The following is a 24,608-nucleotide window of genomic DNA, read 5'->3' as shown; positions in this document are numbered from 1 at the left end:
GTGCACCAGAACAGGAGGATCAGTCCTCGAACTCCAGTTCAAAGAGGGCGTAGTTCGATGCGGCCATCCCCAACCGGCGGTAGGTCTCCTGGGCGGTCAGGTTCTCCTGGTCGACGTACAGCCGCAGTCCCGCCACCTCCGGCCGGCGCCTGGCCTCGGCCTCGAGGGCGCGGAAGAGGCGGGCGAAGACCCCCTGCCGCCGGGCGTCCGGGTGGACATAGACACTCTGGAGCCACCAGAAGACCCCGTCCCGCCAGTCGCTCCACTCGAAGGTGACCATCCCCTGCCCGACGACGCGCCCGTCCGACTCGGCGATGAGATAGAACCCCTTCGCCGGGTCGGCGAGCACCGCCTCGACACCTTTTCGGACGGTCTCCGGGTCGAGAACTTTCCCCTCGGTCTCCAGCGCCATGGCGATATTATAGTCCGCGATCACCGGGGCGTCGGCCGCGGTCCCCCGGCGAAGGCTCACCTGTTCGTCGTGCATTCGTAGATCCTGGAAAAAAGAAGGGAAGACGTTTTCCCCTACCTGACAATATGACGCTCGCACTTGTCCGGCCTCGCCTCGATCTGCCGGCTCATAGGTTCGATGAGGTAGTCGTCCGGGTTCTCGACAAGGTCGAAGGCGTTGACCCGCATGTCGATGAGTTCCTGGTAGGTGAATCCGGCAGTCCTCCGCCCCCCCTTCTGGCGGTACTCGACCAATACTCCGTTGGCCAGTTTCTTTACCCCGGTGATCTCCTCCATGCTCCCCCAGACACCGCCCCGGCATATGAACTCTTCGGCGGGACGGTCATGCGGTCCGCACGACAGGATACTGCACTTCGGTCCTCAGTTCATCGGGCGAGACCTCGTGCGGACTGTTGTAATAGATCTCCCGGTCCGGTCCCCGGAGGGCGAGGTCGTGCGCTGCGGCGTATTCCTGGATCTTCCCGTAGGCAGAGGTGAGGTGGTAATACGGCCCGGTGTAGAGGACCGAGACGACCTCGACTGCCGGGAGAACCTTCACCTCCATCCCTTCGCCGACGCTCACCCGCCCGGCGACCGGGACCGCGAGTTCGACGTCGGCGTCGGTCTCCCGGTACTCCTCGTCATAGCAGAGCATCATCACCGGCCCGACGATCCGCACGCCGTTGCGCTGGTTTTCCGGACTGTACACCGCGGCCATGAGGCCTTCGATGAGCCGGTGGCAGACGTCCTCGTAGGTTCCTTTCTCTCTCATGCTGATCACCCGGATCTCGGGGATCTCCTTGACAACTGGTTCTGACAGCGACATAGCAAACAACTCCTCGAAAGATGACCTGGCACAGAGGACTCCTTCAATCGTTTTGAGATGCGCCATCTCCTGCCGCACTGCGGCCAGGCGCCTCTCCACCATCCCGTCGTCGGCCTCCCCATCCAGGACGACCTTCATCTCTTCGAGCGAGAAGCCGAGGTTCGCCAGGGTTCTGACCCGCACCGCCGCCTCGAGTTGGCCGAGGGTGTAGTTGCGGTAGCCGGTGATCGGATCCTTCGCCTCGGGCACCAGCAGGCCCTTGCGGTCATAGAGACGGAGGGCCTTCTGGGTGAGGTGCACGATCCTGGAAAATCTCCCGATGGGAATCTGGTCGACGGTCATGGTGTTCACCTGAGATGTGGGCGGGCGCCGGTCATCATATGCCGTAGTCTGCCCCGGGGAAAGGTGGGGGCATGCCCGTGCATGAACTTTTTGCCAACCGAACACCTCAAGTCCTCCACGCCCCCAGATCGAGCCATGGAGATCCGGAGAAGTGCGACGAAGACGGCGAAGGCCTTCCTCCAGATCATCCCGATGATCGCCGGGGTGCTCCTCCTGGTCAGCCTCATCACCACCGCCGTTCCCCAGGAGGCCTACGCCGCCCTCTTCACCGGCCACCCGGTCCTCGACCCCCTCGTCGGGGCGGCGGCGGGGAGCGTGGCCGCGGGCAACCCGGTCACCAGTTACGTGATCGGCGGCGAACTCCTCAGGGTGGGGGTGAGTCTGACGGCGGTGACGGCCTTCATCATCGCCTGGGTGAGCGTCGGGCTGGTCAGTCTCCCGGCCGAGATGGAGGTGATGGGCCGGCGCTTCGCCCTGGCCCGCAACGGGATCAGTTTTCTCTGCGCCGTGCTGATGGCCGCGCTCGTCGTCCTGGTCCTCGCGGTGCCGGGAGGAACCCCATGAAGCCGGAGAAGAAAGGAGAGTTCTCGCCGTACCCCTTCCTCTTCCTCGGCGTCGTGCTCCTGGTGTACGCCCTCGTCTTCGTCCTCGACCCCGACCTCGCCGTCCGTTCGTGTGCGCGGTTCGCCGCCCTCGTCCGCCAGGTCATCCCGGCGCTTGGCCTGGTCTTCCTCCTCCTCTTCACCGTCGACCTTTTTCTCACGCCCAAACGGGTGGCCGGGGCGCTGGGCATGGAGGCGGGCGCACGGGGCTGGCTGATCGCCACCGCCGCCGGCGTCGTCTCGACCGGCCCGGTCTATCTCTGGTTCCCGCTCCTCGCCGATCTGCGGGAGCACGGGATGCGCCCGGCCCTGGCCGCCGCGTTTCTATACTGCCGGTCGGTGAAACTGCCCCTCGTCCCGCTGATGGTCTATTATTTCGGCTGGCTCTACACCGCCGTCCTGACCGTCTTCATGCTCGGGTTCTCGGTCGTCGTCGGGCTTGCCACCGAGCAGGTCGAGGAGTGGGGCGGAAAAAAAGAGGATTAACCGAGGACGGCGTCCTTCACCGCCTCGATCCCGACCCGCTCCACCATCCGGTGCGAGCGTTCGCCGGGTTTGCCGTGGACCTGATAATATTCGAGCAGCCGCCGCACCAGGTCGAGGGCCTCGTCGTGGTTGAGGTCTTTCGCGATGACGTCGCCGATCCGCGGCCGCCCCCCCGAGTTCCCGCCAAAGATCACGGTCCACCCCTTCGTCGTCCCGAGGATCCCGACGTCCCGCACATAACTCTCGCCGCAGCAGCGCGGGCACCCCGAGACCCCGGCCTTCAGTTTGGCCGGGAGGTTGAGGTCGCGGTAGACCTCCTCCACCTCGGTGCCCAGGCCCAGGGAGTCCTGGACCCCGTACTTGCAGACGGCGGTGCCGGGACAGGCCTGGACATAGTGGAGGCAGGGCGCCGTCGCCTCGCCGACGGTCATCCCGAGTTCTTCCCAGATCTTCTCGACCTCTTCCTTCTTGATCCCGACCAGGGCCATCCGCTGGCCTGAGGTGATCTTGAGAACCGGCACCCTGTACCGGCGCGCCACTTTCACGATGTTCTCCAGATCTTCAGGAGAGATCAGGCCCGCAGGTGTGCGCGGCACGATCGCATAGGTCTCCAGATCCCGCTGGAGGATCGCCCCCCTCGGTCCTTCTTCTTCTATTGGCATCATCACGTTTCCCCCCTTTCTGGACGGATAGAGGGAGGTGGAGAGATATACCTTTCGGAGAGGGGGAAGACGGAGCGGCCGTGCAAAAGGATCTCCGCATGGATTGGACGGTGCCGAAACCTGCGGCTCTTGATGAAGGAAATCAGAAGAATAAGTGAAATGGGGTCGCTGAGATTCGAACTCAGGTTACAGCGTCCCGAACGCCATAGGATGGACCAGGCTACCCCACGACCCCAGAGTGCATTATAAGTTGGGTGGTCAGGGTATTTGAGGGCTTCTAAAGTACGGCCCGGCGGGGGGTGGGGCGAGGGGGAGAACGGGGGGCCACGCGGCAGGCATCATGATCCATCAATGGGTGACAGATTGATCGATACCGATAGCAGGAACCCTGGTATCAGGAGCGATCGTACCCCCGGCCGCTCCGTTCCATGAGCAATTCTGCAAATTACAATACGCACAAAATACGAGACTTTTCAAGATTCAAACCCATAATCGACCTCATTCATCATGAGGTTCAGAAAATTTATATCCACGCGAGGAGACAATTATACTATCATACCCGCTATCGTTCCCCCCGGGACGATAGTTTCTTCTTGTATTGATCCTTTTCATCCTCCATGACCGGGAGGGCGGCCGTATTCATCGACAACGGATACCTCTCCAAGGTCTCGCCGGAAGGCACCAAGATCGACTTTGAAAAGTTCTCCGACGAGGCCTGCGAAGGGAGAGAGCGGCTGCGCACCTATTTCTACGACTGCATGCCCTACCAGAGCGACCCGCCCACCGAGGAGGAGAGGCGGCGCTACGCCCAGTACTGCAAGTTCAGGGACATCATGGAAGGCCTGCCCAGGTTCCAGATGCGGTTCGGACGGTTGCAGAAAGGGATCGGCGAGACCTTCGAGCAGAAGCGGGTGGACATCCTCCTTGCCGTCGACCTGGTGAAACTCAGCTGGACCGGGCAGATCAGGTATGCGACCGTCGTCACCGGAGACAGCGATTTTGTCCCGGCCGTCGACGCGGCGAAGGACGCCGGGGTGATCGTCACCCTGTACTACTCAAAAAAGGCGGCGCACAACGAACTCCTCTCGGCCGTCGACGAGCGGCGCGAGATGGACGAGGAATTTTTCGAGCGGATTCAGAGGGATTAGAGATTTTCTGGATCTGTTGAAAACCTCTTCTGAAGTGTGAATCCGGTGCTGACCAGACCTCTCACTCTATCGTACCCCCCACCGCCCTATCGCCGGGCCATGAACAGGGGCGCCGCCCCGCCTCCCCTGCCTGCTCACATAAAGTCCGCGAGGCCCAGCTGCTTCTCCTTCTCTTCCCCGAACGTCGAGAAGATCGCCATGTCCAGCACCTCGATCCGCTGCTTGGTGTACTGCGAGATATCATAATTCTTGGAGAGATTCCGACTCATCGTGAGATACTTCTTCACCGAGGCCTCGTGGACCGTCTGGAGGATCTTGCCGCCGCACTTCGTGCACTTGCCTGAGAGAGGCATGCGGCGGTACTTCTGGCCGCACTTCGTGCAGCGCACCGACTGTGAGGCAAAGGCGCGGAGATTGCCCATCAGGTCGCGGATGAAGTGGGTGTTCAGCACCCGCTCGGCCACGTCGTCCGCGTCCACCGCCCGGATCATCTCGGCGAGTTCGAGTTCGGCCTGCATCTTATCGAGCATCGAGCCGAGCAGGGTGTAGGTGGACTCCAGGGGGCCGGCCGAGATGTCGGCGGTGTCGTGGGTGAAACGGAAGCCCTCGTACTGTGCGGGCGTGCCGACGCGGAGGTCGACATGATCGATCACCTTCTCCAGATCTTTGGGCGGGGCATAGTTGAGCGCCGCCTCGTAGAGCGCGAGCGGGTAGTGGTCGACGACATCGACGTTGAGACTCTCCTTGTCCACCTCTTTGGGATCGAGGCGGGAGGTGAGCACGAGCGGGGCGTCCATCGACCCGCCCCGCGTCTCGGGCAGGAACGATCGGGAAAAGTTGATCAGCCCGTCGAGGAGGAGCATCACGCAGTCCTCGTCGCCATCGCACTGCCCGCAGAAGATCCCGTTCGCCGCGAGAGTGTGGTCCTCGGCGACCGTCAGGCAGTAGACCGCCTCGTCAGGGCACCTGAGATAGTCCACCCCGGTCACGGTGTCGGAGACCACGCCCCCGCCTTCCATCACCGGGACGCGGTCGCCGACCTTCACCTCCATCGCCATGATCTTCCTGAGATAACAGAGATCCCAGACCAGCATCGTATGGTCGGGCGTCACCTCCAGGCTCCGGCCCCGCGCCGTCTCGAACCTGATGAGATGGTCGGGGGCGCGGTGGACCGAGACCGCCGTCACCCGGCGGGGACGGACATTGCCCTGCGAGTCGACGGCGAGCACCGTGGCCTGCCGTCTCGGTTCGGACCAGTGAGTCCCGGCCTCGTCCAGGCCGGGGCGGGCGAGGTCGAAGTTTTCCAGGACGAACTGACTGACCGGCACCTCGCGCCAGCGCCCGTCCTCCATCACCCGGATGAGGGTGTCGCCCTGGAAGCAGTTGCGCCGTTTGGCCGCATGGAAGAAGGGGTGGGCATACCCTACCTGCGCCTTCGTGAACCCGATGAGCCGGCAGAGCACCCCGGCGCTCGTGTGCGGCGCGAGGCCGATGAGCATCTGCCCGATGAGGTCCGCGGGCTTTTCGGCATTGTAAAAGCGCGGGAGACCGTAGAACCGCTCCAGGAGATCGTCGACGAACCGGGAGACCCGAAGCAGCCACTCGCCGCAGAGCTCGGAGACCATGATATCCTGGCAGTGGAGTTCGAGCACCTGGTCGGGCCTGGTCAGTTCCACCCCATTGTAGTCGTGGGTGTACCCGATCGCCCTGATCTGCTCGACGCTCGCCCCCACCTCCTGCGGCCTGAAGTGCGTGACCGGGAGATCGATCATGTCGTAACGGACCGTCCCGTCCTTGAAGACGTACAGCCCATGGCATGCCCGGAGGATCCCCTTCTCGATCGGTTCCACCGTCCGTTCGGCCGAGATCATGCCCTTGACCCCCTTGACAAGTTGCACGGCGTTATGGTTCATCCGAAGACGCTTGAGGCCCTCACCGTACTCATCCTTGATCGCCAGGTCTATCTTCTGGAGGCAGACCGCCTTCCCCTCGCAGGCCGGGCAGATCCTGCCGCCGGTCTCGATGTTGCATTTCGGGCACCGCCAGACCGGTTCGGTGTGACCGCCGCAGGAGGGGCACTGGTTCTTGAAGGTGACCTGCCCGCAGGCGGCACACCGACGCTCGCCGACCTCCGCGTTGATCGTGCCGCCGTCCCGGTTGCTCCGCACCTTGTACGAACCGGCGGTCTGCACCGACCGCCTGGCCCCGCCGGCCTCGCCGACCGGGAAGAGGACGTGGGGTGCGGGCTTCATCTCACGGGGCTTGGACTTGCCGGGCCGACCCATCCTCCCTCCGATCCTGGTCCCGCCCCGCGACCTGACGGTGAAGCCGGATAGGTGGGAGACGAGGTCGAGGGTGTGGGTGTTGCCGTGGATCTGGCCGTTTCCGTTGCCTTCGGGTGCATCGGGCGCGTTCTCCCAGACCGGCCGCTTTTCGAGGGTGAGGGTGAGTCCCAGGCAGGCGAGGAAGGCCAGGAAAGTCTTGAGCACCACCTCGTCCCCCTCGACGGTGCGGGGGATGAGGAGCACGTCCAGGACATCTCTCAGTTCGGGGCTGTCCTCGATCCTGAGCGCCCCATCCTCGACCCGACCGCGGGCCGAGACATAATCGGCAAGCCATCGCACCTGCGCAGGGTCAAGGTCGTCCCAGAACCAGGTGTAGGCCGGATGGAGGGGTGCGCCCTCGAGGGCGAACTCGATCGCCTCGATCTCGTTCTCCGGGTGGCGGGGGCCGCCCTCCAGGAGCCACCACTCCTCGCAATAGGTCGGCGGGATCAGGGGGTGGTTGTTCTCCAGGAACTCGCCGTAACTGATGAGGATCTCGCCGATGTCGAGGATCTTATCGAGCTGCGGGACGATCCGTTTCGCCTCCTCGGTGTCGTCGACCCGCCGCACCTCCCCCGACTTCAACCTGACCGTCGGTCCTTCGATGCTGTCGACCGGCACCACCCCGGCCGCCTTGCCGGGGCGTTCGGTCTTCATCTGCGTCCCGACCGCGAGATAGTCGCCGAGGATGTGGAGGGTGGCCGGGTTGAACCCTGCCGCAGCAAACCCGGTGTTCCGGGACCGGCCGTACCGCAGCCGAAACCCTCCGGTGCGCATCGGGTACGAGAAGACCGGGCGGCCGCCGATGAGGTCGCGGATGTATTTGTCCTTCGGGTGGACGCCGGGCTCTTCCTCTTCCTCGTCGTCAGAATTCGATGCCCCGTCGATGATCTGCTGGAGCCAGTCCCAGCCTTCCATCTTCATCTTTCTGACATTCTTCATCACCTTGGGGGCCTTGAGGGCCAGCCCCTCGGCGACGACCAGGCACATCCCGCCCCGCACCGTGTTCGTCTCCACCCGCTCCAGGTTGCGGTACCCGGAGACCTCCTCGCGCTCGGTCGGTTCGCCGTCGATACATACCGGGCAGTTCTTGATGATGAGGCGGATCTCGTCGTCGCTGGGCATGTACTGCATCGACTGGATGTTGTTGTACTGCTTGAGTTCCTCGACGTATCGTTCCACCTCATCGGTCCTGGGTTTGTATCGGTCGATCCCGAGACTCTGCCGGACATAATCGCCGACAAGAACCGAGAGGGCCTGGGCCGTCCCGCCGGCCGACCGGATCGGGCCGGCATAATAGACCTTGAGATATTCGGTGCCGTCGTCGTTCTTGCCAAACCCGACCTTGGCGATCCCCTCGGTCGGCGCCGCCACCACACCTTCGGTGAGGAGACCCATCGAGGTTCTGATCGCGTGGTCGACGACCTCCTCCCGCGTCTCCTCGCCGAACATCTTTGCCACGAAGTCGTCGCCGATCTTGAGAGAGACCTCTTCGCGGGACATCTGTTTCTCGAGTTCCCGGATCCGCGCGGCCACCCCCTCGATCCCGAGGAGGGCCTCGACCCGGTCGCCGAGGTCGTTGGCCAGCGGGATCTCGACTTTTGTGCGCGGGTCGTAGCCCCTGGCCCGCGCCGCTTCCGCTACTTTCAGGACAGCGTTGAGGTTTTCCTCAAGCCGTTTGAAGTACCCGGCCATCGACGGCGAGACCGCTACCATGGGGATCAGGTCGTCGCCTGCCCCAATAATGGTTGGTGCCCGGTCACTCCTCCCCGGCATCCTCCCGCCTGAGTCCGGCCGAGAGGGTCTGTCTGGCGGCGTCGCGGACGTCCGGGTCGGGGTCGTCGAGGGCGTCGAAGAGGGTGTCGACCCCGGCCTTCTCGCCCTCTTCGGCGAGGACCAGCGCCGCACCGACACGCACCCAGGGGTTCTTCCGGCCGAGGGCCGCACGGAGCGCCGGACCGGCGACGGCCTTCCCCATCTCCCTGAGAGCGTCCACCGCACCGAACCACCGGTCCCGGACCTTCAGCCCCTCGACCACCGCCGACGCCGCACCGGCACCGACGCCGGCAAGGGCGGCGACGGCACCGGCCTTCACGTCCTGGTCCGGATCGGCGAGGAGGGCGACCAGGGCGGCGACCGCGTCCTCGCTCCCGATCGCCCCGAGGGCCTCGGCCGCCTTCCACCGCACCCGGGGGTCGGGGTCGGCGAGGAGGGAGGAGAGAGCAGGGACGCACTCGGGCGCGGGGATCCTGCCGAGGGCGAGCGCGGCGGCCCACCTGGTGCCTGGTTCGGCCGACCCGGCTGCACCGGCGAGGACTTCGCAGGACGGCGCCCCGATCTCGGCAAGGGCAAGGGCCGCCCGCGTCCGCACGTACCGGTCGGGATCGGCGAGAGCCGCACCGAGGGGTTCGATGGCCGACGGGTCGGCGACCTCGCCGAGGGCCACCGCCGCCCCCCACCTGAGGTCGACGTCCTCGTCGGTGAGCAGGCCGGTCAGCACCGGGAGGGCAGGGACGCCGATCTTCCCGAGGGCCTCCAGCGCCGCCCACCTGACGCCCTCGTCTCCGTCGGCGAGGGCCACCTCCAGGGGTCCGACAGCCGACGGGTCGCCGGATTCACCAAGGGCCACCGCCGCCAGGTACCGCGCCCGGGGATCGCGGCTCCGGAGGTCGCGGAGCGGATCTTCTCCCGGTCGCCCCCGGAAGAGGAGGAAGGCGGCGACCATGAGCGCGGCCCCGGCGAGCGCAGCGATGAAAAGAAGAGGAAGAGAAAGCGCACCTCCGGTCAGGACCAGAAGAATCAGTGCGACCTCGATGAGAATCGCCGCGGCAACGATCGTCCTGAGCACGTCCGCCATCAGGAGAGGATGCGGGCCGCGGGGTAAAAAATGATCTGCTCGTCACTCGATTCTGTCCGCACAGAGACAAAAGGTGTGTCCGACCGGCAGGGCCGGTCGTGGAAAAATGGATCCTCCCTTCTCTCTCGCCGAGATTGGTGCGTGAAACCAATGGAGGGTTACGGAATCTGGCGATTCTGGAGTTGAAGTCCGAACACCATCCTCCCTCGATGAAGTTCGGATTCAATATGGTAGAGGTCTTTCCCTGGAGTGCACAGGAAACCCGTGTGGTCGGGACAGAAAGATTACGCCTGCCCGACGGTGGCGGTCACAGACCCTCACCCCCTCCGGAGAGAGAAAGACTCCATCGGTGCCGTAACCACCACGGCCCGTCCGGATCTGATCTCTGCGGCATTCATAAGCCTCTGTATCTATAGTCAGAGATTCGGGGCTGATGTACCCTTCCCGAAGAATGTTTGGAAAAATAGCTGTGGAGAAGTTTTTCCATCGGGGGGTGATGGGGGGCATATTTTCGGCTCTGTAGAATTCGGCGTGAGGCGGGATCACGCCTCAAGCATACGGGATGAAAATTTCTCGTCGCAGTTCTCCTGAGTGCGGAGGGATACTTGATTCCTCTCCTCGCAACAGGGCACCTGAAAGATATTGTTCAATTGCCGCCCCTCGGCTATCTTCATCCGTGGGGGGTCCGGGGGTCTCCCCCGGTGCGAGACGGCGATGAAGATTCTGGGGTCGGGGCGGCACGCCTGATCGACGTGCCTTCCCCCTACGCTCTCACCGGGGGCGCTGCCCCCGGACCCCCGGGATGAAGATAGGGCTGGGAAGGCAAAATCAGCGAACATGAAGAGGGAGTTCCCGTCCCCCGTTCTATCTTGACGCGGGGGGCCGGGGGGCGGCTAGCCCCCCGCAGAGATAACCACCTGGAGGATTTTCACCGCCGTCTCGCGCCGGGGGGCAAGGGCCGGAGTTTCATGTCTGCTGAATTTTTCTGAGGAGAGCGATCGATGGATTGGTTGTCTTGAGAAGCAGTCAAGATCTCGGATGCTATCGACAAAAAAGTGAGAGTTCTCCACAACCGAAAAAAAGAATTTCTTCAGGACGACTTCTCGTCGCTCAGACCTTCGACCAGGTCGCCGATCCCCTCCTCGCCCATCTTCCAGAGGGTGAGGGAGGCGCACATCCGCTGCACCTCGTCACCCTCTTTGAGAAGTTTCTTGAGCGGGGCGAGGGCCGGGGTGCCGATCTGGCAGAGGGCCAGGGAAACAAACCCGCGGAGTGCTTTGTCCTCGGTCGAGAACGCCTCGATGAGGGGCTCGATCGCCACCTCCCCCATCGAACCCAGGGCCGCAGCCGCGTACCGCCTGAACTGTGGATTTTCCTCGACGATCATCGTGATCAGCAGCGGCTTGATCGCCGGTTCCCCGATCCTGGCAAGAACCCTGGCAATGTACCAGCAGGTGCTCTCCTCGGCCTCGGTCAGCACCTCGATGAGCGGGAGGATCGCCGCCTCCCCCATCGCCGTCAGCCGCTCCTCCGCCGCATGGCGTTCGTCGATATTCTGGCTTGAAAGTGCCTTTATCTGACTGGTGATCTCTGCATCCATGATATCTACCTTCCTTCATCGTCGTCGACGTCAGGGCCCGGAGGCGCCGCATTGTCGGCACCGGTCCGGGGGAACGAGTAATCAGGGTGGGAATCGGACATTTCTCCACTCCGCACCCCCCTCCCGAGAGCGAGTTCGTTCTGGAACCAGACCACCCGCTGCGGGAAGGGTATCTCGATCCCGTTCTGTTCGAGTTCGGCCTTGATCTTCCAGAGGAGATCGGTGTACACTCCCCACCACTCGCTCGCGGGCGCCCAGATCATCACCTTGATATTCACCGAATTGTCGGCGAGTTCGTCGACATAGATCGTCGGTTCCGGATTCTTGAGAGCGAAGGGGTGCTCCAGGATTACCCCTCTGATGATCTCGATCGCACGCCCGGCATCGGCGTCGTACGGGATGCCGACGACATAACTGAACCGCCTCGCCACGTGGGCGACATAGTTTGTGATCGCAGATGTGAAAACCGTTTCATTCGGGATCCGCACATAGACCCCGTCGTAGGTCTTGACGATCGTCGAGAAGATGTTGAGGTCGGCGACATCGCCGGCCACATCCCCGATATTGATGTTGTCCCCGATGGTGATCGGTCGCTCGACGATGAGGAAGACCCCTGAGATCAGGTTGCCGAGCACGCTCTGGCTGGCGATACCGATGACGATCGAGAGGAACCCGCCGGCCACCAGCAGGCCGCCCAGTTCGACCTCGAAGACCGGGAGGAGCATGAGAGCGGCCAGGACCAGGACCGAGTAGTTGACGACCTTGAGGAGGAGGTCGAGCTGGCTGCGTTTGATCTTGTCGGTGAGAGATTTCTTGAGGTAGATGGTCAGGAGTTTGGCGACGAAGGCCGCCCCGACGATCAGGATGAGGATGGTGGCAAGATGCCACCAGTCGAAGTCCCCCAGAAACGAGAGGTCAAGATTGGATTCCGCCATTATAACCCCTGGTCCATCAGGAACCGCAAGCGTTCCACACCGGGGATCGCCCGTCCCTGGCAGAGTTCAAGCGCCTTCTTCTGTCCTTCGGCAAACGGACGGTCGCGAAACGAGGTCTCGGCCACCATCGTACTGACCAGCCGCATCCTGGCCTGCATCGAGACCTGCGTATCGTCGTAGTAGATCTTCATGCCCGTGCTCTCGAGGACCGTCCTGGAGAGTTCGATCCAGTCACGGGTGGTGTTGCTGATGGTCAGGGAGAGCAGCCCCTCCCTGAAGGGGTCGAGGTCGGGGGGTGCGGCACAGGTCGCACTCTTCCAGTACCTCGCGATCGTTCCCGCGTCCGACGAGCCGTAGAGGGTGTACTTCGGCGCGTTCCATGAGAAGATATCAAGGACTTCGAGGTTCCCGCGACCTGCGACAAAGACCCCGATCTCGATGGGGAAGGTGAGGTAGACCGTCGCCCTGGCACCCGGTTCGATGGAGAGGGGGTCGAACTCGACGAGGAGGGCATGGCAGATGCTCTTGGGGAGGTTGAGCGGTTCTACAGGATTAATGATCACCCGGCCACCTGAAGAGAGGAGGATATGCTCTTTTTTCTCACCGCATAATTCCCGGTGGTAGAGATATCTTCCCTCCTCATGCTCGAAACTGAGAGAGAAATCCTCTGTTTCATAGTGGAAGGGGAGGTCGTGGGTGCCGTACACGCATTGAGTTTCAAAGGGCGGGTTCTTTAAGGTATCTCAGGCGGCAGGGGCCGAACGCTCTTTATAGCGGGGCACCCATCCCGGTCTGATGGCGGCCCCGGACCCTCGCTGGCACACCCTCGCACCGGTCGAGGTGCCGGATGCACTCTCCACGCGGGAGAGCGGGCTGTCCGGGACCGAGGCCGCGGCACGCCTGGAGCGATATGGCGAGAACCGACTCTCGGACGGAGAAAAGCCGTCGGTCCCGACGATCATGCTGCGGCAGTTCCGGAGTTCTCTGGTCCTCGTCCTCCTCGTCGCCGCGGCCATCTCCCTGGCGGTCGGCGAGCGCGTCGACGCCCTTGCCATCCTGCTCATCGTCGCCCTCAACGCGATCCTGGGTACGGCCCAGGAGTGGCAGGCCGAGCAGGGGATGGAGGCCCTCAGGCGGATGCTCGGGCTGCGGGCCGTCGTGGTGCGGGACGGGAGAGAGAGCGAGGTCGACGCCGGCGTGCTGGTCCCCGGCGATATCGTGCTCCTGGAGAGCGGGCGCAAAGTCCCGGCCGACCTCGCCCTCCTCTCCTCGACCACCCTCCAGGTCGACGAGGCCCCGCTCACCGGCGAGTCAGAACCGGTCACGAAGGTCGAAGGGGCGCTTCCCGAGGAGACCCCGCTGGCCGAACGGGAGAACATCGTCTTTATGGGCACGACCGTCGTGAACGGCCGGGGGACCGGGGCGGTCGTGGCCACCGGGATGGAGACCGAGTTCGGACGGATCGCCGGACTCTCCAGGCGGGTCGAGGAGGTGAAGACCCCGCTCACCAGGCGGCTCGATCTCCTTTCACGGCGGATCGGGGAGATGACCCTCGCCGTCGCCGTCCTGGTAGTGCTCATCGGTCTCCTGCAGGGCCGGGAAGTCTACGAGCTCTTTCTCACCGGAGTCTCCCTGGCCGTTGCGGTGATCCCGGAGGGCCTGCCTGCGGTGGTGACCCTCAGCCTGGCTGTCGGGGTGAAGGCGCTGATGCGTCGGCACTGTCTGGTCCGCCACCTCGCCGCCTCCGAGACCCTGGGCTCGGTCACGGTGATCTGCACCGACAAGACCGGCACCCTCACCAGAAACGAGATGGCGGTGAGCATGATCGCCCTCCCCGGCGGGGAGCGCGTGGAGATGGAAGGAAGAGGCTACGATCCGACGGCCACCTTCCTCGTCGACGGGGAGGTCGTCGGTCCGGATGCGGTACCGGGACTGCCGGCCTTCCTGCGGGCCGGCGCCGCCTGCAACCATGCCTCGCTCTCGGTCGACGAGGACGGGAAGCCGGGGATCCTCGGGAGCCCGACCGAGGGGGCGCTGGTCGTGGCCGCGGCCAGGGCCGGGATCAGGCGGGAAGAACTCCCGGCGATCGAGGAGGAGGTCTCCTTCTCCTCGGCGAGAAAGCGAATGACCGTCGCAGTCACCGAGGGGGGAGGGCAGGTCGCCTACATGAAAGGGGCGCCCGAGGTGGTGCTCGGGCACTGCACCCTGGTGCTCGCCGGCGGGCGGGTGCTGCCCCTGGACGAGAGATGGAGGAGGATGCTGCAGGGAGACCTCGATGAGGCGGCAGGAGGTGGGCTGCGATTGATCGCAACCGCCCGCCGGAGCATGAAGGCGGGTGACGACCTGGAAGAACCTGACTTCATCTTCCTGGGCTATGCCGGGATCCTCGACCCGCCCCGCGAGGAGGCGAGAGACGCCCTCGCCCTCTGCCGGCGGGCCGGGATCGACGTGGTGGTGATCACCGGCGACGCCCCGGCGACGGCGGAGGCGGTCGCCCGATCGGTGGGGCTTTCGAGCACCGGGGTGTTGCGGGGCGCCGAGATGGATGCCATGGACGATGGCGCCCTCCTCGAAAAACTGCGGGAGACAAAGATCCTGGCCAGGGTCTCGGCCGAGCACAAACTCCGGGTGATCGATCTCTTCACACGGGAGGGGGCGGTGGTGGCGATGACCGGCGACGGGGTGAACGACGCCCCGGCCCTGAAGAAGGCGCATGTCGGGATCGCGATGGGCGTGAAGGGGACCGACGCCGCAAAAGAGGCGAGCGACATCGTCCTGGTCGACGACAACTTCGCGAGCATCGTCGCCGGGGTCGCCGAGGGGCGGCGGGAGACCGACAACATCGCAAAGTTCACCAGATATCTTCTCTCCTCCAACATCGGCGAGGTGGTGGCCATCACCGGCGGACTCCTCGCCGGTCTTCCCCTCGTCCTCCTCCCGGCCCAGGTGCTCTGGGTGAACCTGGTGACCGACGGGGTGACCGCCCTGGCCCTCGGGGTCGAACCCGCGGAGAAAGGAGTGATGCATCGCCGCCCGGCCAGTCCGGCGGCAGGGGTGCTTCCCCGCAGAGCGGCGGCCGGGGTCGTGCTCATCGGGGCGGCGATCGGGGCGCTGGTCCTCATGGTCTTCGCCCTCGCTCTCGGCGCCGGCGAAGAACGGGCACGGACCCTCGCCTTCACCGGGCTCGTCGTCTTCGAACTGGTCAACCTCTTCAATTTCCGATCTCTGCACGCCGGCATCCTGGAGACCGGAGTCTTCTCAAACCCCTTCCTCATCGCTGCGGCCGCGATCAGTCTCCTCCTCCAGGTGGCCGCGGTCTATGCCCCACCCCTCCAGGCGGCCTTCAGAACCGTCCCGCTCGGAGGGGCCGACTGGCTCCTCCTCCTGCTCGTCGGCCTCCCCCTCCTCCTTGCAGGCGAGAGTTACAAACGGGCGGTCGGACACGGAGAAAAAAAGAAAGAACGGAGATGAGACCCTCAGGATATCGAGACGATCTCAACCTCGAAACAGAGGATCTCCCCTGCAAGCGGGTGGTTGGCATCGATGACAACCGTCTCCTCGGTGACCGCCGCCACCCTCACCGGCACCGTCTGTCCCTCGGTAAGTTCGGCCAGGAAACTGGTCCCCGGTTCGGGCGCCGGGCCCTCCCCGAAGACCGAGCGGGGCACCTCGGCCACGAGCCCTTCCCGCCACTCGCCGTAGGCCTCCTCGGGATCGATCGTGAACGACTTTTTCTCGCCGGCGACCATCCCGACAAGCGCCTCCTCGAAGGCCCTGAGGTACTCGCCCCCTCCAATGGTCAGGACCAGCGGGTCACTCTCGGCGGTGGTCCCGAAGACGCGGCCATCCTCCAATGTGCCGGTGTAGTAGAGTGTGACGGTGCTTCCGTGTGCTGCCTGATCGGACATACCCCACCTGCGGAGCAGGAGGTGAAGTAGTTTGTGGGCGGGGGTCGGGCAGGAAAAGCATATCATCTCAGAGGATATCTCTACATCCATGCATCAGGAGGAAGAGGCAATCGCCGTCGATATTGCCCTCATTCCACCGGCCGAAGTCCGTAGCGAGGTCGGCCGGATCAACCGGACATTGATCAGACGCAGCAAGGACCGCGGGGTTCTCCTCGGCCCGGGCGGAGGGATCGCCCATATCACCCTTGCCATGGCCCCGATCCGGGCTTCCGATCTCTCCGCCGTCTGCGAACTTCTCACCGGGGTCTGGGAGCGGCACCGGCCCCTCGACCTCACCCTCACCGGGGTCTCCAGCGTCATGACCGCTCCGGGCCACCCGGTCTCCGGCTTCGACATCGCTCCGGAACCCGCGCTGCGGGCACTCCACGACGAGGTCGTCCGCGGCCTCGCACCGTTCGCCCTTACCGAGACCGCACCCTCGATGCTCGCGGTTCGAAAGGGCGAGGGGGACGACCCCGCGATCCTCAAGTATGTCAGGGAGTTCGGGGCCGCCCATGCCGGCGACCGCTACTCGCCCCACATCACCCTCGGAGTCGGTGAGGCGACCGACCCGGACACCAGACTCCTGCTCCCCTACCGTTTCACCGCGGAGACCGTCGCGGTCTGCCACCTGGGCAACGGCGGAACCTGCCGGGCGGTGCTCAGGGAGTTCGGAGGACGGCAGGCCCTGGCCCCCCTCCCCTGACCCAACCGAAAACCTGAGAGGAGGAGAACATCCTCTCTCAGGCCATACTCCTTTAATATCCACGAGACACACCCCTGAACATGAGCACCGGGATCGAGACGACCATCGAGTTTCAGATGAGCCTGCTCCTCTTTGTGGCGCTCACCGGATACCTGGTGGCATCCAGGATCAACCAGTCCGCCGTCGTCGGCGAGATCCTGGTCGGCCTCGTCGTGGGACCGAGTTTTCTCGCCCTTATCACCTATACCGATTTTGTCAGGAGCCTCGCCGCCCTCGGGGCCGTGATCCTCCTCTTTGTCATCGGTCTGGAGTTCGACCTCAAAGACCTCCTGGACCGGCGGTACGTGATCATCGGCCTCTTCGGCGTGGCCGTACCCTGGCTCGGCGGGTTCTGGCTTGCAGAGGCGATGGGGTACCCCTTCGGGAGCGCCGTCTTTGTCGGGACGGCGATGACCGCCACGAGCATCGCGATCACCGCCAATGTCCTCAAGGAGATGGGGCAGTTGAGCAGCGCCGCAGCCAGAGCAGTGATCGGGACCGCGGTCATCGACGACGTCCTCTCCCTCATCGCCCTCTCGGTCTCTGTCGATGTGGTCTCAGGCACCTTCACCCCCCTTGGAGTCGCGACGACGGTCTTCAAAGACCTCGCCTTCATCGTCGTCGCTGGAGCGGTCGGGATCAAACTGGTCGCCCCTCTCCTTGAACGGATTGACAGGACGCCGTTTGCACAACACTACCCCGAGTTCGTCTTCATCACCGCGATGGCCGCCGCCTTCTTCTTCGCGATGGGAGCCGAGTTCATCGGGATCTCGGCGATCATCGGGGCCTTCATCGCCGGGATCTCGTTCAAGGGCGTCGACCTCGTCCACTCCCGCGACCTCAAGGAGGGGGCCGAGTACCTGCATATCATCTTCGCCTCGATCTTCTTTGTCTCGCTCGGGATCCTCGTCGACATCAACGCCCTCACCCCCGATATCATGCTCTTCCTCCTCGCCCTGACCGTCATGGCCGTCGTCACCAAACTGATCGGCTGCGGGATCCCGGCGCGTCTCCAGGGCGTGAACACCAGGAACTCGCTGATCATCGGCTTTGGGATGGTGCCGCGAGGCGAGGTGGCGATGATCGTCGCCCTCATCGGTCTCAACCAGGGACTCATCGACCAGGGCGTCTATGTGGCCATCGTGCTGATGAGTCTGCTGACGACGGTGATCACGCCCATCGTCTACCGGAACTGGCTGTACAGGAAGACAGCCGACGCGGCCTGATCTAAACGTCGAGATCCCGCGCGAGGCGGTGCATCCCATCGGTGATCCTCCCCTCATCGGCGTTCGAGAAGTTCAGGCGGACCGTGGTCTCCCCGCCGCCGCCCACATAAAAGGGGAGGCCGGGGAGACGGCGACCTGCTCGACAAGGGCACGCTCGAAGAGGGTCGTCGAGGAGAGACCGGGAGGGTGACGGGAACCGAGCGCACTTCGCCGCCCCCTGACTATCTTCGCCGTGGGGGAGTCCGGGGGGTCTCCCCCCGGCGTGCGAGAGCAGATGAGAATTTCCCGTCCTTCTGGGGGGGCGGCACGTCTGATCGATCGCCCGCCTTCCTCCATGCTCTCATCGGGGGCGCTGCCCCCGGACCCCCGGGATTGCGATAGGGACGGGAAGGCTGGTGGTGAGCGTTCTGAGGGTGTTCCCTTCCTCTGCCGGTCCATCACGGAGGGGCAAGGGTGTGGTCAGCCCCCGATGTTCATTCCAGAAGAGGAATTTTACAGAGCCCAACATAACCCTTTCCTCATATGAGGGGTTCCATTGGATCTGGGTCAGATCATAATTTTCGTGAACTACTGGTACCGGTCGGCGATGAACTCCCTGAGAGGGAGATAGCCCCCGGTGGTGGCGTACTGGAGGGCAGCGGCACCCCCGGATTCGAAGACCGATCGAGCCGCCATTGCAATCTCCTCAACCCGGATAAGCGCCGGGTTCGGGAGGCCTCCGGCAAAAGAGATGATCTCGGGGCTTTCAGTGACCCTCAGGATCTCCCGGATAAAGGACCGGGGCGTCTTCCCCATTCTGGCGGCGTACCGGTATGTCATCACGGAACCATACGGTTCGTCTCAGAAATAATTTTTGGGATGGATCAGGCCTCCCGCTCCTCCCTCACCACATATTCTGCATCGAGGACACCTTCCTCCTCTTCAGGGATGATGATCGCGGCGATGATATAGATGAGCACTCCCGGGATGATATAGCCAAGGAGACTCACGATCGCCCAGACGATCCTGACCCACGTCGGGTCGACATTGAAGTACTTCCCGATACCTGCACACACCCCCGCAATCATCCGCCCCTCCTTCGGACGGAAAAGTTTTTTTTCTGCCATCTTTCGATTATTGATCTCTTCCACAATTAGCCCTTTTGGAAGACAGGAACAACCCAACACCTTCATTATCCCTCCGACCAAATGATGGACCAATGGATGAAAAGAGATCCGAAAAGGGGAAATTCGACCGTGCACTCCTTCTTGTCGGTGGCACGATCTTTATTGCCATGATCATCATCATGGTCATCTTTCTGGGCCAGATGATAACCGCATAAGAGAAGCGCCACGGTATATATACCTCCTGACGGATCTCAGTATATGGAAGCGAAAGAAAAACTCACAGGAGTGCCTGGAATGCTCAGGCCGTTCAAAGAGTACCTTGTCAGGTCAGGACTCCCTGAAGGCGCTCAGGTGATCTACTATGGCTGTCCGGGCACCTGCACCCCCTTCATCGAACTCCTGGCCTTCGCCACCAGAGACCTCCCTCTCGAACAGGTCTTTGTCCCGTACCTGAACGAAGAGAAGGCGAGGGTGATCTCCCCCGCACCAGGGATCGGGATGCAGATCGGTGATCGGCCCGAAACGATCGATCCGAAGGTGGTCGTGATCATGGGCGGGCTTGCGATGCCGAATGTCGAGGTGACCGCAGAAGAGGCCGCCGCCCTCGTCGCGAAGTACCCTGAAGCCAGACCGGCCGGGGTCTGTTTCATGAGCATGTTCGAGAAGGCCGGATGGACCGGGAGGATCGCCTTCGACCTCCTTATCGATGCAACCCTCGACCCGGTGACCATCTACCGGGCCTGATCAGGCAGGAACCTGGACCGTCTCCTCCGGCTTCAGTGTCCTGACGATCTCATCCACCATTTTTTCGACCTGATCCGCCCCTGCAGGTCTCCCCCAGATCATGACCGTGAGGTCGCCCCTTCGTGCCAGGGCGAGCGCCGCAAGCCCCTCGAAAAAAGGCATGTCTACGAGATCCTCAAAAGATATCTGTTTTTTATACAGAACCGTCCCCCCCACTGGAGACATACTCGGGGGATCACATATAATCGTTTCGCACTGATAAAATCAGTCAAATAAAAAGAAGACGGAAGACTGCAGCAGACCCGCACCCTTCCGGACCATTGAAGAACGTGCAAAAAATGAGATTAGATGTAGGGGTTACGCAGACCCTTACCCACCCCGAAGGTGGCACGTGCCTCAAGTGTCTTCTGGTTCTTGGTGATCTTGTCGGTCGCAAGCTTCTTGACAAGGTCGAGACCTGGCTTAACCTCCTCAATCGGCTTGGTCTCGAAGCACCCGGCGGCGATGGCCTTGCCCCAGGTGTCCTCACCGTTCTTTGTCCTGACAAAGACCGTGCTCCAGCCATCAGGGGCACCGACCGATCCGGTCGAGATGTCGGCGAGGTTGGAGACATAGTCCAGACAGACGTGGCAGCCGGGCTGCTCGTACTTGTGCGTGACCTTGAGCGGGATCTGGGTGACCGCACCGCGCTCGGTGTAGGCCCAGAACTTGCCCTTCCCGATGTCGAGCTTCTTGACCGACTCGAGTTTCACGTTGCAGTGGTCCTCGACGATCGCCTCAAGGCTCTGGTACGGGAAGTTCTCCATGCAGAAGATCCCGACCGCGAGGGCGATCTTGTCAGGGACGTCCCGCATCCCGACCGGGTAGAGCTGGGCCTTGCGGACCGCCTGCATCTGGCACGGGGTGCCGACGATGCCGATCTTGTCAAGACCGTAGCTGCGGGTCGCCTCCTTGAGGAGGGAGATGTTCGGGGAGAGGGTGTATTTGGTTCCGCGGGCCGCGAGAAGCTCTGCCTTGGTGGTCGCAATGACCGGCTCAGGCTTCCACGGTTCTTCGGAAGGCCCTGCTACGATGGCGCCGTCGATAATCCCCTCTTCGAGTGCGTACGCGAAGAGCTGGGTGACGATGCCGCCGTCCTGGGCACCTTTCAGGATCTCATTGTCAGCGCTGCGTGCTGCAACAACAGACTTGTAATTACCGAGTACCATGTTTCTCACCTCACTCCATGACTCCTTTGATGAGTTCGGAAATCCCTTCGAACTCATTCATCACATCAAAGTTGAAGAAGCTCCTCGGGCACTGGGCATAGCAGGCGCCGCACTTGATGCACATGTCACGGTCGATATTCGGTTTGCCATATTCAATGGTGACCGCACGGACCGGGCAGGCCGCTGCACAGGAACCACAGCCCATGCACAGACCCTGGTTGATCACGTCGTACATCAGGTCGCAGCCACAGGCCTCGTCGCCGCGCTGGGCAAGGTCCATGAGCGGCTTGAGGTAGGCACCCGCGAGTTCCTTCTGCTCGTCGGTTCCCTTCAGGAGCAGGTAGGCCATGATACAGACGTTCCTGATCTGCTGCGGGGTCGGCGCACAGCCGGGGATGTAGAGGTCGACGTCGATCAGATCGGCGATCGGGACGTACGACTCCATCTGCGGCTGGTTCCACTGGCCACCGCGGCAGAACCGGGTAATGTTCCCGTATGCCGCACAGCCACCGAGGGCGACGACGATCTTCGCCTTCTCCCTGGCTTCTTTGATCTCTTCAACTGAGCACTTGTCCTGGAGACAGACGGAACCCTCGACAAGGGCGACGTCCATCTCAGGGATATGCCTGACATCAACAAGGGTCAGTGCATAGACGAGGTCGGCGTAGTTGTCCAGAATCTTGAAGAGTCCTTCGTAGTTATCTGCAAAGGACACAAGGCATCCGGTACAGCCGCTCATGTGCACATGCCCAACGGTAATCTTCTCTACCACAGGCTTTTCCTCCTTAACTTTCTCAGACGGTTTTTCCACTTCTATCTCAGAAGGTTTCGCTACAGGTCTGGGTGTCGGTTGTTCAGCCTCTCGTGTGACTTCAACCGCTTTGGCGGGCTCTCCGGCAGCAGATGTCTGCCGGGCCTCTTTCACGGGTGCAGGCCTCATTGCCGGAGCTGGCGCAGGTTTTTTCACCCACTTTACTGCCCCCTTGTCCTCGGACGGCGCACCCTCAGGCCGAACCTTCGCCGTTACCGGCTCAGGTGCTGCCCTCAGGGTCTCCTCGGACCTGGGCGGCTCCTTCCTTCCAAAGATGATCCCTTTCAGCTTTGATAGTAGCCCCATAATCCACCCCAATTTCAGCCAGTACGTACCGTACTACCTTGGGTATGGCCTTCTGAACCTCTTCAGAGAGCCCGATTTCCATATCGGGCGACGATACCCGCTTCGGCTGGACGCCGAAGATCGTGATCTCGACCTGGTCCTTCAGCCGGCCGAGCGGCTCGGTGAGATCCCAGGAATGCGCGTCGCGGTAACTTCCCGGCGGCAGGTCTTCGACCGAGAACTTTGCAAGCGAGCCGGGTTCCGCACCAAATTCCGCGATATCGATGACGACGATCTTTTTGGTGACCGCCGGATCGATCAGCGTAAAAATAAAGTGCGGGGCTCCAAGCCCTCCGTCTATGACTTTGACGTTGTCGGGAAGCTGCAGGCGGTCCAGTTCCTCGATCACCGCGGGGCCGAGGCCGTCGTCGGCGAAGAGGGGGTTTCCGCATCCTACAATCACGATTTCCGGGTATAACATGAACACTCTCACTCGAGGAGTTTCTGGGCCACTATCTTCTTGTTCTCGTCGACGACCAGCATGTGGGTGGCGCAGGAGACGCACGGGTCATAGGCCCGGACGATGACCTCTGCAAGTTCCCACGGGGCGCCGGTGAGGGCGCGGCTGCAGGTCGGGAAGTTCCAGGTGGTCGGGACAAGCATCGAGAACCAGCCGACCTTGCCGTCCTTGACCTTTGCCAGGTGGACGTCACAGCCACGCGGGGCCTCGTTGGCGGCCCAGCCGAGGGTGCCGTCGCCCTGCGGGATCTCGTCGGCAACGACCTTGCCGGAGGTGTTGAGGGCGTCGACGGCCTCGATCATGCCGTAGGCACATGCCTCGTACTCCATCTGCCGGGCGATCTGGAGACCCATGGCACCCTTCAGGTCGTAGTTCTTGAACTGGACCATACGGGCACGCGGACCGACTTCGACCGGCTGACCGTCGTACAGGGGCACGCCGGTGCAGGCCTGCATCTGCGGCCAGGCCTTCTCGCCTGCCGGGGTGGTGCCGCCTACGGGATAGTCCTTGTCTTCGAGGGTGATCTCTTCCTCACCCATGTACCAGTCCCAGGGGCGGACCTCGGTCCAGCGCTCGGGGAACCAGGTGGGGTTGTCGTCAAGGCTGCTGCTGCCGTAGATCGGAGCCGCGGCCATGTAACCCTGGTTGTGGTAGCCGAGGTCGTCGGGGATCGGGACCTGGCGGCCGGCCACTTCTGCCCAGTCGCGGTTCTGGAAATTCTTGAAGACCGCGATCATGAACTCGGACTGTTCGTGAGCAAGGATCCTGCCCTCTTTTGCGAGGTCATAGATCTTCTGCTGGGCCCGCGGGGTGATGTTCTTGTACATACCGCCGACACGGGGGTTGGACGGGTGGATGGCCTCGCCACCAACGATCTCACCGACGGTCTGAGCGATCTCACGGAGCCGCTGGATCCGCAGGGCAACCGAACGGACCGGCTCTTCGGGAGTGAACGGGTTGATCTTGGTGTCGGTACCCGGCAGGTACATATCAGGCAGGGAGAGGATGTTGTGCAGGGCGTGGCTGTGCAGCCTGTTCGCACACTGGAGGATGTAACGCAGGAGCATTGCATCTTCAGGAACGTAACAGCCGACCGACGCTTCCATGGCCTCTGTTGCTGCGAGCGTGTGGGCAATCGGACAGATACCGCACACGCGGGAGGCAATCTTGGGCACCTGGTGCATCGACTTGCCGACGGCCAACTTCTCAACACCCCTCACCGGAGTGATGGAAAGCCAGTCACCACGCTCGACGATGCCCTCGTCATTTACCTTCAGGACAAGCTTGGAGTGTCCCTCGTGCCTCGTGGTTGGGGAAATCTCTACAACTTTCGACAAATATATCGCCTCATTTCGATTCGAACTGTTCAAACAGCGATACTATGATTTCGAACCTGTGCAATAGGTGTGACACGTACCACAGAAGTACGTTAGAAGCACTTATCCCCCAGGTTTAATTATACCTTTCGATTTAACACCCGATTACCACAAATCACCGCGCAAAACAAGTGGACTTCATCTGAACAATCTCGCGCACCAGGGGCATGAGAACTGAAAAATATTTTATCCCGACATGCACACCCCCACGCTTCAAAGCAGCACGATAATTAAATTTATACTTTTACCCGGGCCTTTTTTGAAACAGATCCTTTTAACCGGAATACCCGGGCAAACCGTTTTTGAACCCCCATAGCCACCGAAAGATTCGGGGAAGCGTTCAAATAAAAGCAGAAAAATTGGGAGTATTGCAGAAAACGCGCAGGGCAAAAAACCGGAACATCAAAA

At 62.5% G+C, this 24,608-nt stretch carries 25 protein-coding genes and 1 tRNA gene; 8 read left to right on the top strand and 18 right to left on the bottom strand.

Annotation, left to right across the window (positions count from 1 at the left end; translation table 11 throughout):
* Positions 1–19: 19 nt before the first annotated feature.
* Genes RJ40_RS08350 through RJ40_RS08340 form a run of 3 tightly spaced genes read right to left on the bottom strand, consistent with a single transcriptional unit; the run spans position 20 to position 1,618 of the window.
* Positions 20–487 (bottom strand): GNAT family N-acetyltransferase, encoded by a 468-nt coding sequence (locus RJ40_RS08350; RefSeq protein ID WP_265580398.1) that lies wholly within the window; start codon positions 485–487, stop codon positions 20–22.
* A 38-nt stretch (positions 488–525) separates the two neighbouring features.
* The gene (locus RJ40_RS08345) at positions 526–747 is read right to left on the bottom strand and encodes a hypothetical protein (RefSeq protein WP_220680772.1); all 222 of its coding nucleotides are present in this window, start codon (positions 745–747) and stop codon (positions 526–528) included.
* A 46-nt stretch (positions 748–793) separates the two neighbouring features.
* Positions 794–1,618: a MerR family transcriptional regulator gene (locus RJ40_RS08340; protein ID WP_265580397.1), complete on the bottom strand. Its 825-nt coding sequence runs from the start codon at positions 1,616–1,618 to the stop codon at positions 794–796.
* Between the two features lie 135 nt (positions 1,619–1,753).
* On the opposite strand from RJ40_RS08340, the gene RJ40_RS08335 reads away from it, so the two are divergent.
* Positions 1,754–2,182 carry a hypothetical protein gene (locus tag RJ40_RS08335; RefSeq protein ID WP_265580396.1) on the top strand — a complete coding sequence of 143 codons (429 nt, stop codon included), beginning with the start codon at positions 1,754–1,756 and terminating at the stop codon, positions 2,180–2,182.
* Positions 2,179–2,706, top strand: coding sequence for a hypothetical protein (locus RJ40_RS08330; protein ID WP_265580395.1), 528 nt, complete (start codon positions 2,179–2,181; stop codon positions 2,704–2,706). The genes RJ40_RS08335 and RJ40_RS08330 overlap by 4 nt, the downstream gene beginning before the upstream one ends.
* On the opposite strand, the gene RJ40_RS08325 is transcribed toward RJ40_RS08330, so the two are convergent.
* Positions 2,703–3,371: a nitrite/sulfite reductase domain-containing protein gene (locus RJ40_RS08325; protein WP_394357374.1), complete on the bottom strand. Its 669-nt coding sequence runs from the start codon at positions 3,369–3,371 to the stop codon at positions 2,703–2,705. The genes RJ40_RS08330 and RJ40_RS08325 overlap by 4 nt on opposite strands.
* A 157-nt stretch (positions 3,372–3,528) precedes the next feature.
* Positions 3,529–3,603, bottom strand: a tRNA-Pro gene (locus tag RJ40_RS08320).
* A gap of 382 nt (positions 3,604–3,985) precedes the next feature.
* On the opposite strand from RJ40_RS08320, the gene RJ40_RS08315 reads away from it, so the two are divergent.
* Positions 3,986–4,516: an NYN domain-containing protein gene (locus tag RJ40_RS08315; protein WP_265580394.1), complete on the top strand. Its 531-nt coding sequence runs from the start codon at positions 3,986–3,988 to the stop codon at positions 4,514–4,516.
* Positions 4,517–4,650: 134 nt separating this feature from the next.
* Here RJ40_RS08315 and RJ40_RS08310 read toward each other — a convergent pair whose 3' ends face one another.
* The 5 genes from RJ40_RS08310 to RJ40_RS08290 all read right to left on the bottom strand — a co-directional run bounded on the left by RJ40_RS08310 (position 4,651) and on the right by RJ40_RS08290 (position 12,939).
* A complete protein-coding gene (locus RJ40_RS08310) occupies positions 4,651–8,556 on the bottom strand; it encodes a DNA-directed DNA polymerase II large subunit (RefSeq protein ID WP_265582552.1) in 3,906 nt (1,301 codons plus the stop codon).
* 43 nt (positions 8,557–8,599) lie between these two features.
* Entirely contained in the window at positions 8,600–9,697 is a 1,098-nt protein-coding gene (locus RJ40_RS08305; protein ID WP_265580393.1) for a HEAT repeat domain-containing protein, read from the bottom strand.
* 1,090 nt (positions 9,698–10,787) lie between these two features.
* Complete coding sequence (locus tag RJ40_RS08300; RefSeq protein WP_265580392.1) at positions 10,788–11,297, bottom strand: HEAT repeat domain-containing protein; 510 nt, start codon at positions 11,295–11,297, stop codon at positions 10,788–10,790.
* Positions 11,298–11,302: 5 nt separating this feature from the next.
* Positions 11,303–12,232, bottom strand: a complete 930-nt coding sequence (locus RJ40_RS08295) for a mechanosensitive ion channel family protein (protein WP_265580391.1) — start codon at positions 12,230–12,232, stop codon at positions 11,303–11,305.
* Positions 12,232–12,939, bottom strand: coding sequence for a DUF432 domain-containing protein (locus RJ40_RS08290; protein WP_265580390.1), 708 nt, complete (start codon positions 12,937–12,939; stop codon positions 12,232–12,234). Before RJ40_RS08290 ends, RJ40_RS08295 begins: the two co-directional genes overlap by 1 nt.
* A gap of 88 nt (positions 12,940–13,027) precedes the next feature.
* On the opposite strand from RJ40_RS08290, the gene RJ40_RS08285 reads away from it, so the two are divergent.
* Positions 13,028–15,703 (top strand): cation-translocating P-type ATPase, encoded by a 2,676-nt coding sequence (locus RJ40_RS08285; RefSeq protein WP_265580389.1) that lies wholly within the window; start codon positions 13,028–13,030, stop codon positions 15,701–15,703.
* A 5-nt stretch (positions 15,704–15,708) separates the two neighbouring features.
* Here the strand turns inward: RJ40_RS08285 and RJ40_RS08280 are convergent, their stop codons facing one another.
* On the bottom strand, positions 15,709–16,140 hold the full coding sequence (locus RJ40_RS08280; RefSeq protein WP_265580388.1) for an FKBP-type peptidyl-prolyl cis-trans isomerase: 432 nt from the start codon (positions 16,138–16,140) through the stop codon (positions 15,709–15,711).
* Between the two features lie 88 nt (positions 16,141–16,228).
* Between RJ40_RS08280 and RJ40_RS08275 the strand changes: the two genes are divergently transcribed.
* The 3 genes from RJ40_RS08275 (at position 16,229) to RJ40_RS08265 (ending at position 18,340) form a co-directional block, all read left to right on the top strand.
* A complete protein-coding gene (locus RJ40_RS08275; protein WP_265580387.1) occupies positions 16,229–16,885 on the top strand; it encodes a 2'-5' RNA ligase family protein in 657 nt (218 codons plus the stop codon).
* Between the two features lie 80 nt (positions 16,886–16,965).
* Positions 16,966–18,150, top strand: coding sequence for a cation:proton antiporter (locus tag RJ40_RS08270; protein ID WP_265580386.1), 1,185 nt, complete (start codon positions 16,966–16,968; stop codon positions 18,148–18,150).
* Between the two features lie 28 nt (positions 18,151–18,178).
* Positions 18,179–18,340, top strand: a complete 162-nt coding sequence (locus tag RJ40_RS08265) for a hypothetical protein (protein ID WP_265580385.1) — start codon at positions 18,179–18,181, stop codon at positions 18,338–18,340.
* 377 nt (positions 18,341–18,717) lie between these two features.
* Here the strand turns inward: RJ40_RS08265 and RJ40_RS08260 are convergent, their stop codons facing one another.
* Together RJ40_RS08260 and RJ40_RS08255 are read right to left on the bottom strand one after the other, a co-directional pair.
* The gene (locus RJ40_RS08260; protein ID WP_322743870.1) at positions 18,718–18,969 is read right to left on the bottom strand and encodes a hypothetical protein; all 252 of its coding nucleotides are present in this window, start codon (positions 18,967–18,969) and stop codon (positions 18,718–18,720) included.
* A gap of 44 nt (positions 18,970–19,013) precedes the next feature.
* Entirely contained in the window at positions 19,014–19,256 is a 243-nt protein-coding gene (locus RJ40_RS08255; protein ID WP_265580384.1) for a PspC domain-containing protein, read from the bottom strand.
* Between the two features lie 258 nt (positions 19,257–19,514).
* On the opposite strand from RJ40_RS08255, the gene RJ40_RS08250 reads away from it, so the two are divergent.
* Positions 19,515–20,000 carry a DUF2124 domain-containing protein gene (locus tag RJ40_RS08250; RefSeq protein ID WP_265580383.1) on the top strand — a complete coding sequence of 162 codons (486 nt, stop codon included), beginning with the start codon at positions 19,515–19,517 and terminating at the stop codon, positions 19,998–20,000.
* On the opposite strand, the gene RJ40_RS08245 is transcribed toward RJ40_RS08250, so the two are convergent.
* From RJ40_RS08245 to frhA, 5 genes are all read right to left on the bottom strand, one after another.
* A complete protein-coding gene (locus tag RJ40_RS08245; protein ID WP_265580382.1) occupies positions 20,001–20,162 on the bottom strand; it encodes a hypothetical protein in 162 nt (53 codons plus the stop codon). It abuts the gene before it with no gap.
* Positions 20,163–20,344: 182 nt separating this feature from the next.
* A complete protein-coding gene (gene frhB, locus RJ40_RS08240; RefSeq protein WP_265580381.1) occupies positions 20,345–21,208 on the bottom strand; it encodes a coenzyme F420 hydrogenase subunit beta in 864 nt (287 codons plus the stop codon).
* A gap of 10 nt (positions 21,209–21,218) precedes the next feature.
* Positions 21,219–21,980: a coenzyme F420 hydrogenase subunit gamma gene (gene frhG, locus RJ40_RS08235; RefSeq protein WP_265580380.1), complete on the bottom strand. Its 762-nt coding sequence runs from the start codon at positions 21,978–21,980 to the stop codon at positions 21,219–21,221.
* A gap of 259 nt (positions 21,981–22,239) precedes the next feature.
* Entirely contained in the window at positions 22,240–22,785 is a 546-nt protein-coding gene (gene frhD, locus RJ40_RS08230) for a coenzyme F420-reducing hydrogenase, FrhD protein (RefSeq protein WP_265580378.1), read from the bottom strand.
* Positions 22,786–22,793: 8 nt separating this feature from the next.
* Positions 22,794–24,161, bottom strand: a complete 1,368-nt coding sequence (gene frhA / locus RJ40_RS08225; protein WP_265580376.1) for a coenzyme F420 hydrogenase subunit alpha — start codon at positions 24,159–24,161, stop codon at positions 22,794–22,796.
* Between the last annotated feature and the right edge of the window lie 447 nt (positions 24,162–24,608).

It is taken from the genome of Methanofollis aquaemaris, assembly GCF_017357525.1.
Lineage (GTDB): Archaea > Halobacteriota > Methanomicrobia > Methanomicrobiales > Methanofollaceae > Methanofollis > Methanofollis aquaemaris.
This window is presented reverse-complemented; position numbering and strand designations above follow the sequence as displayed.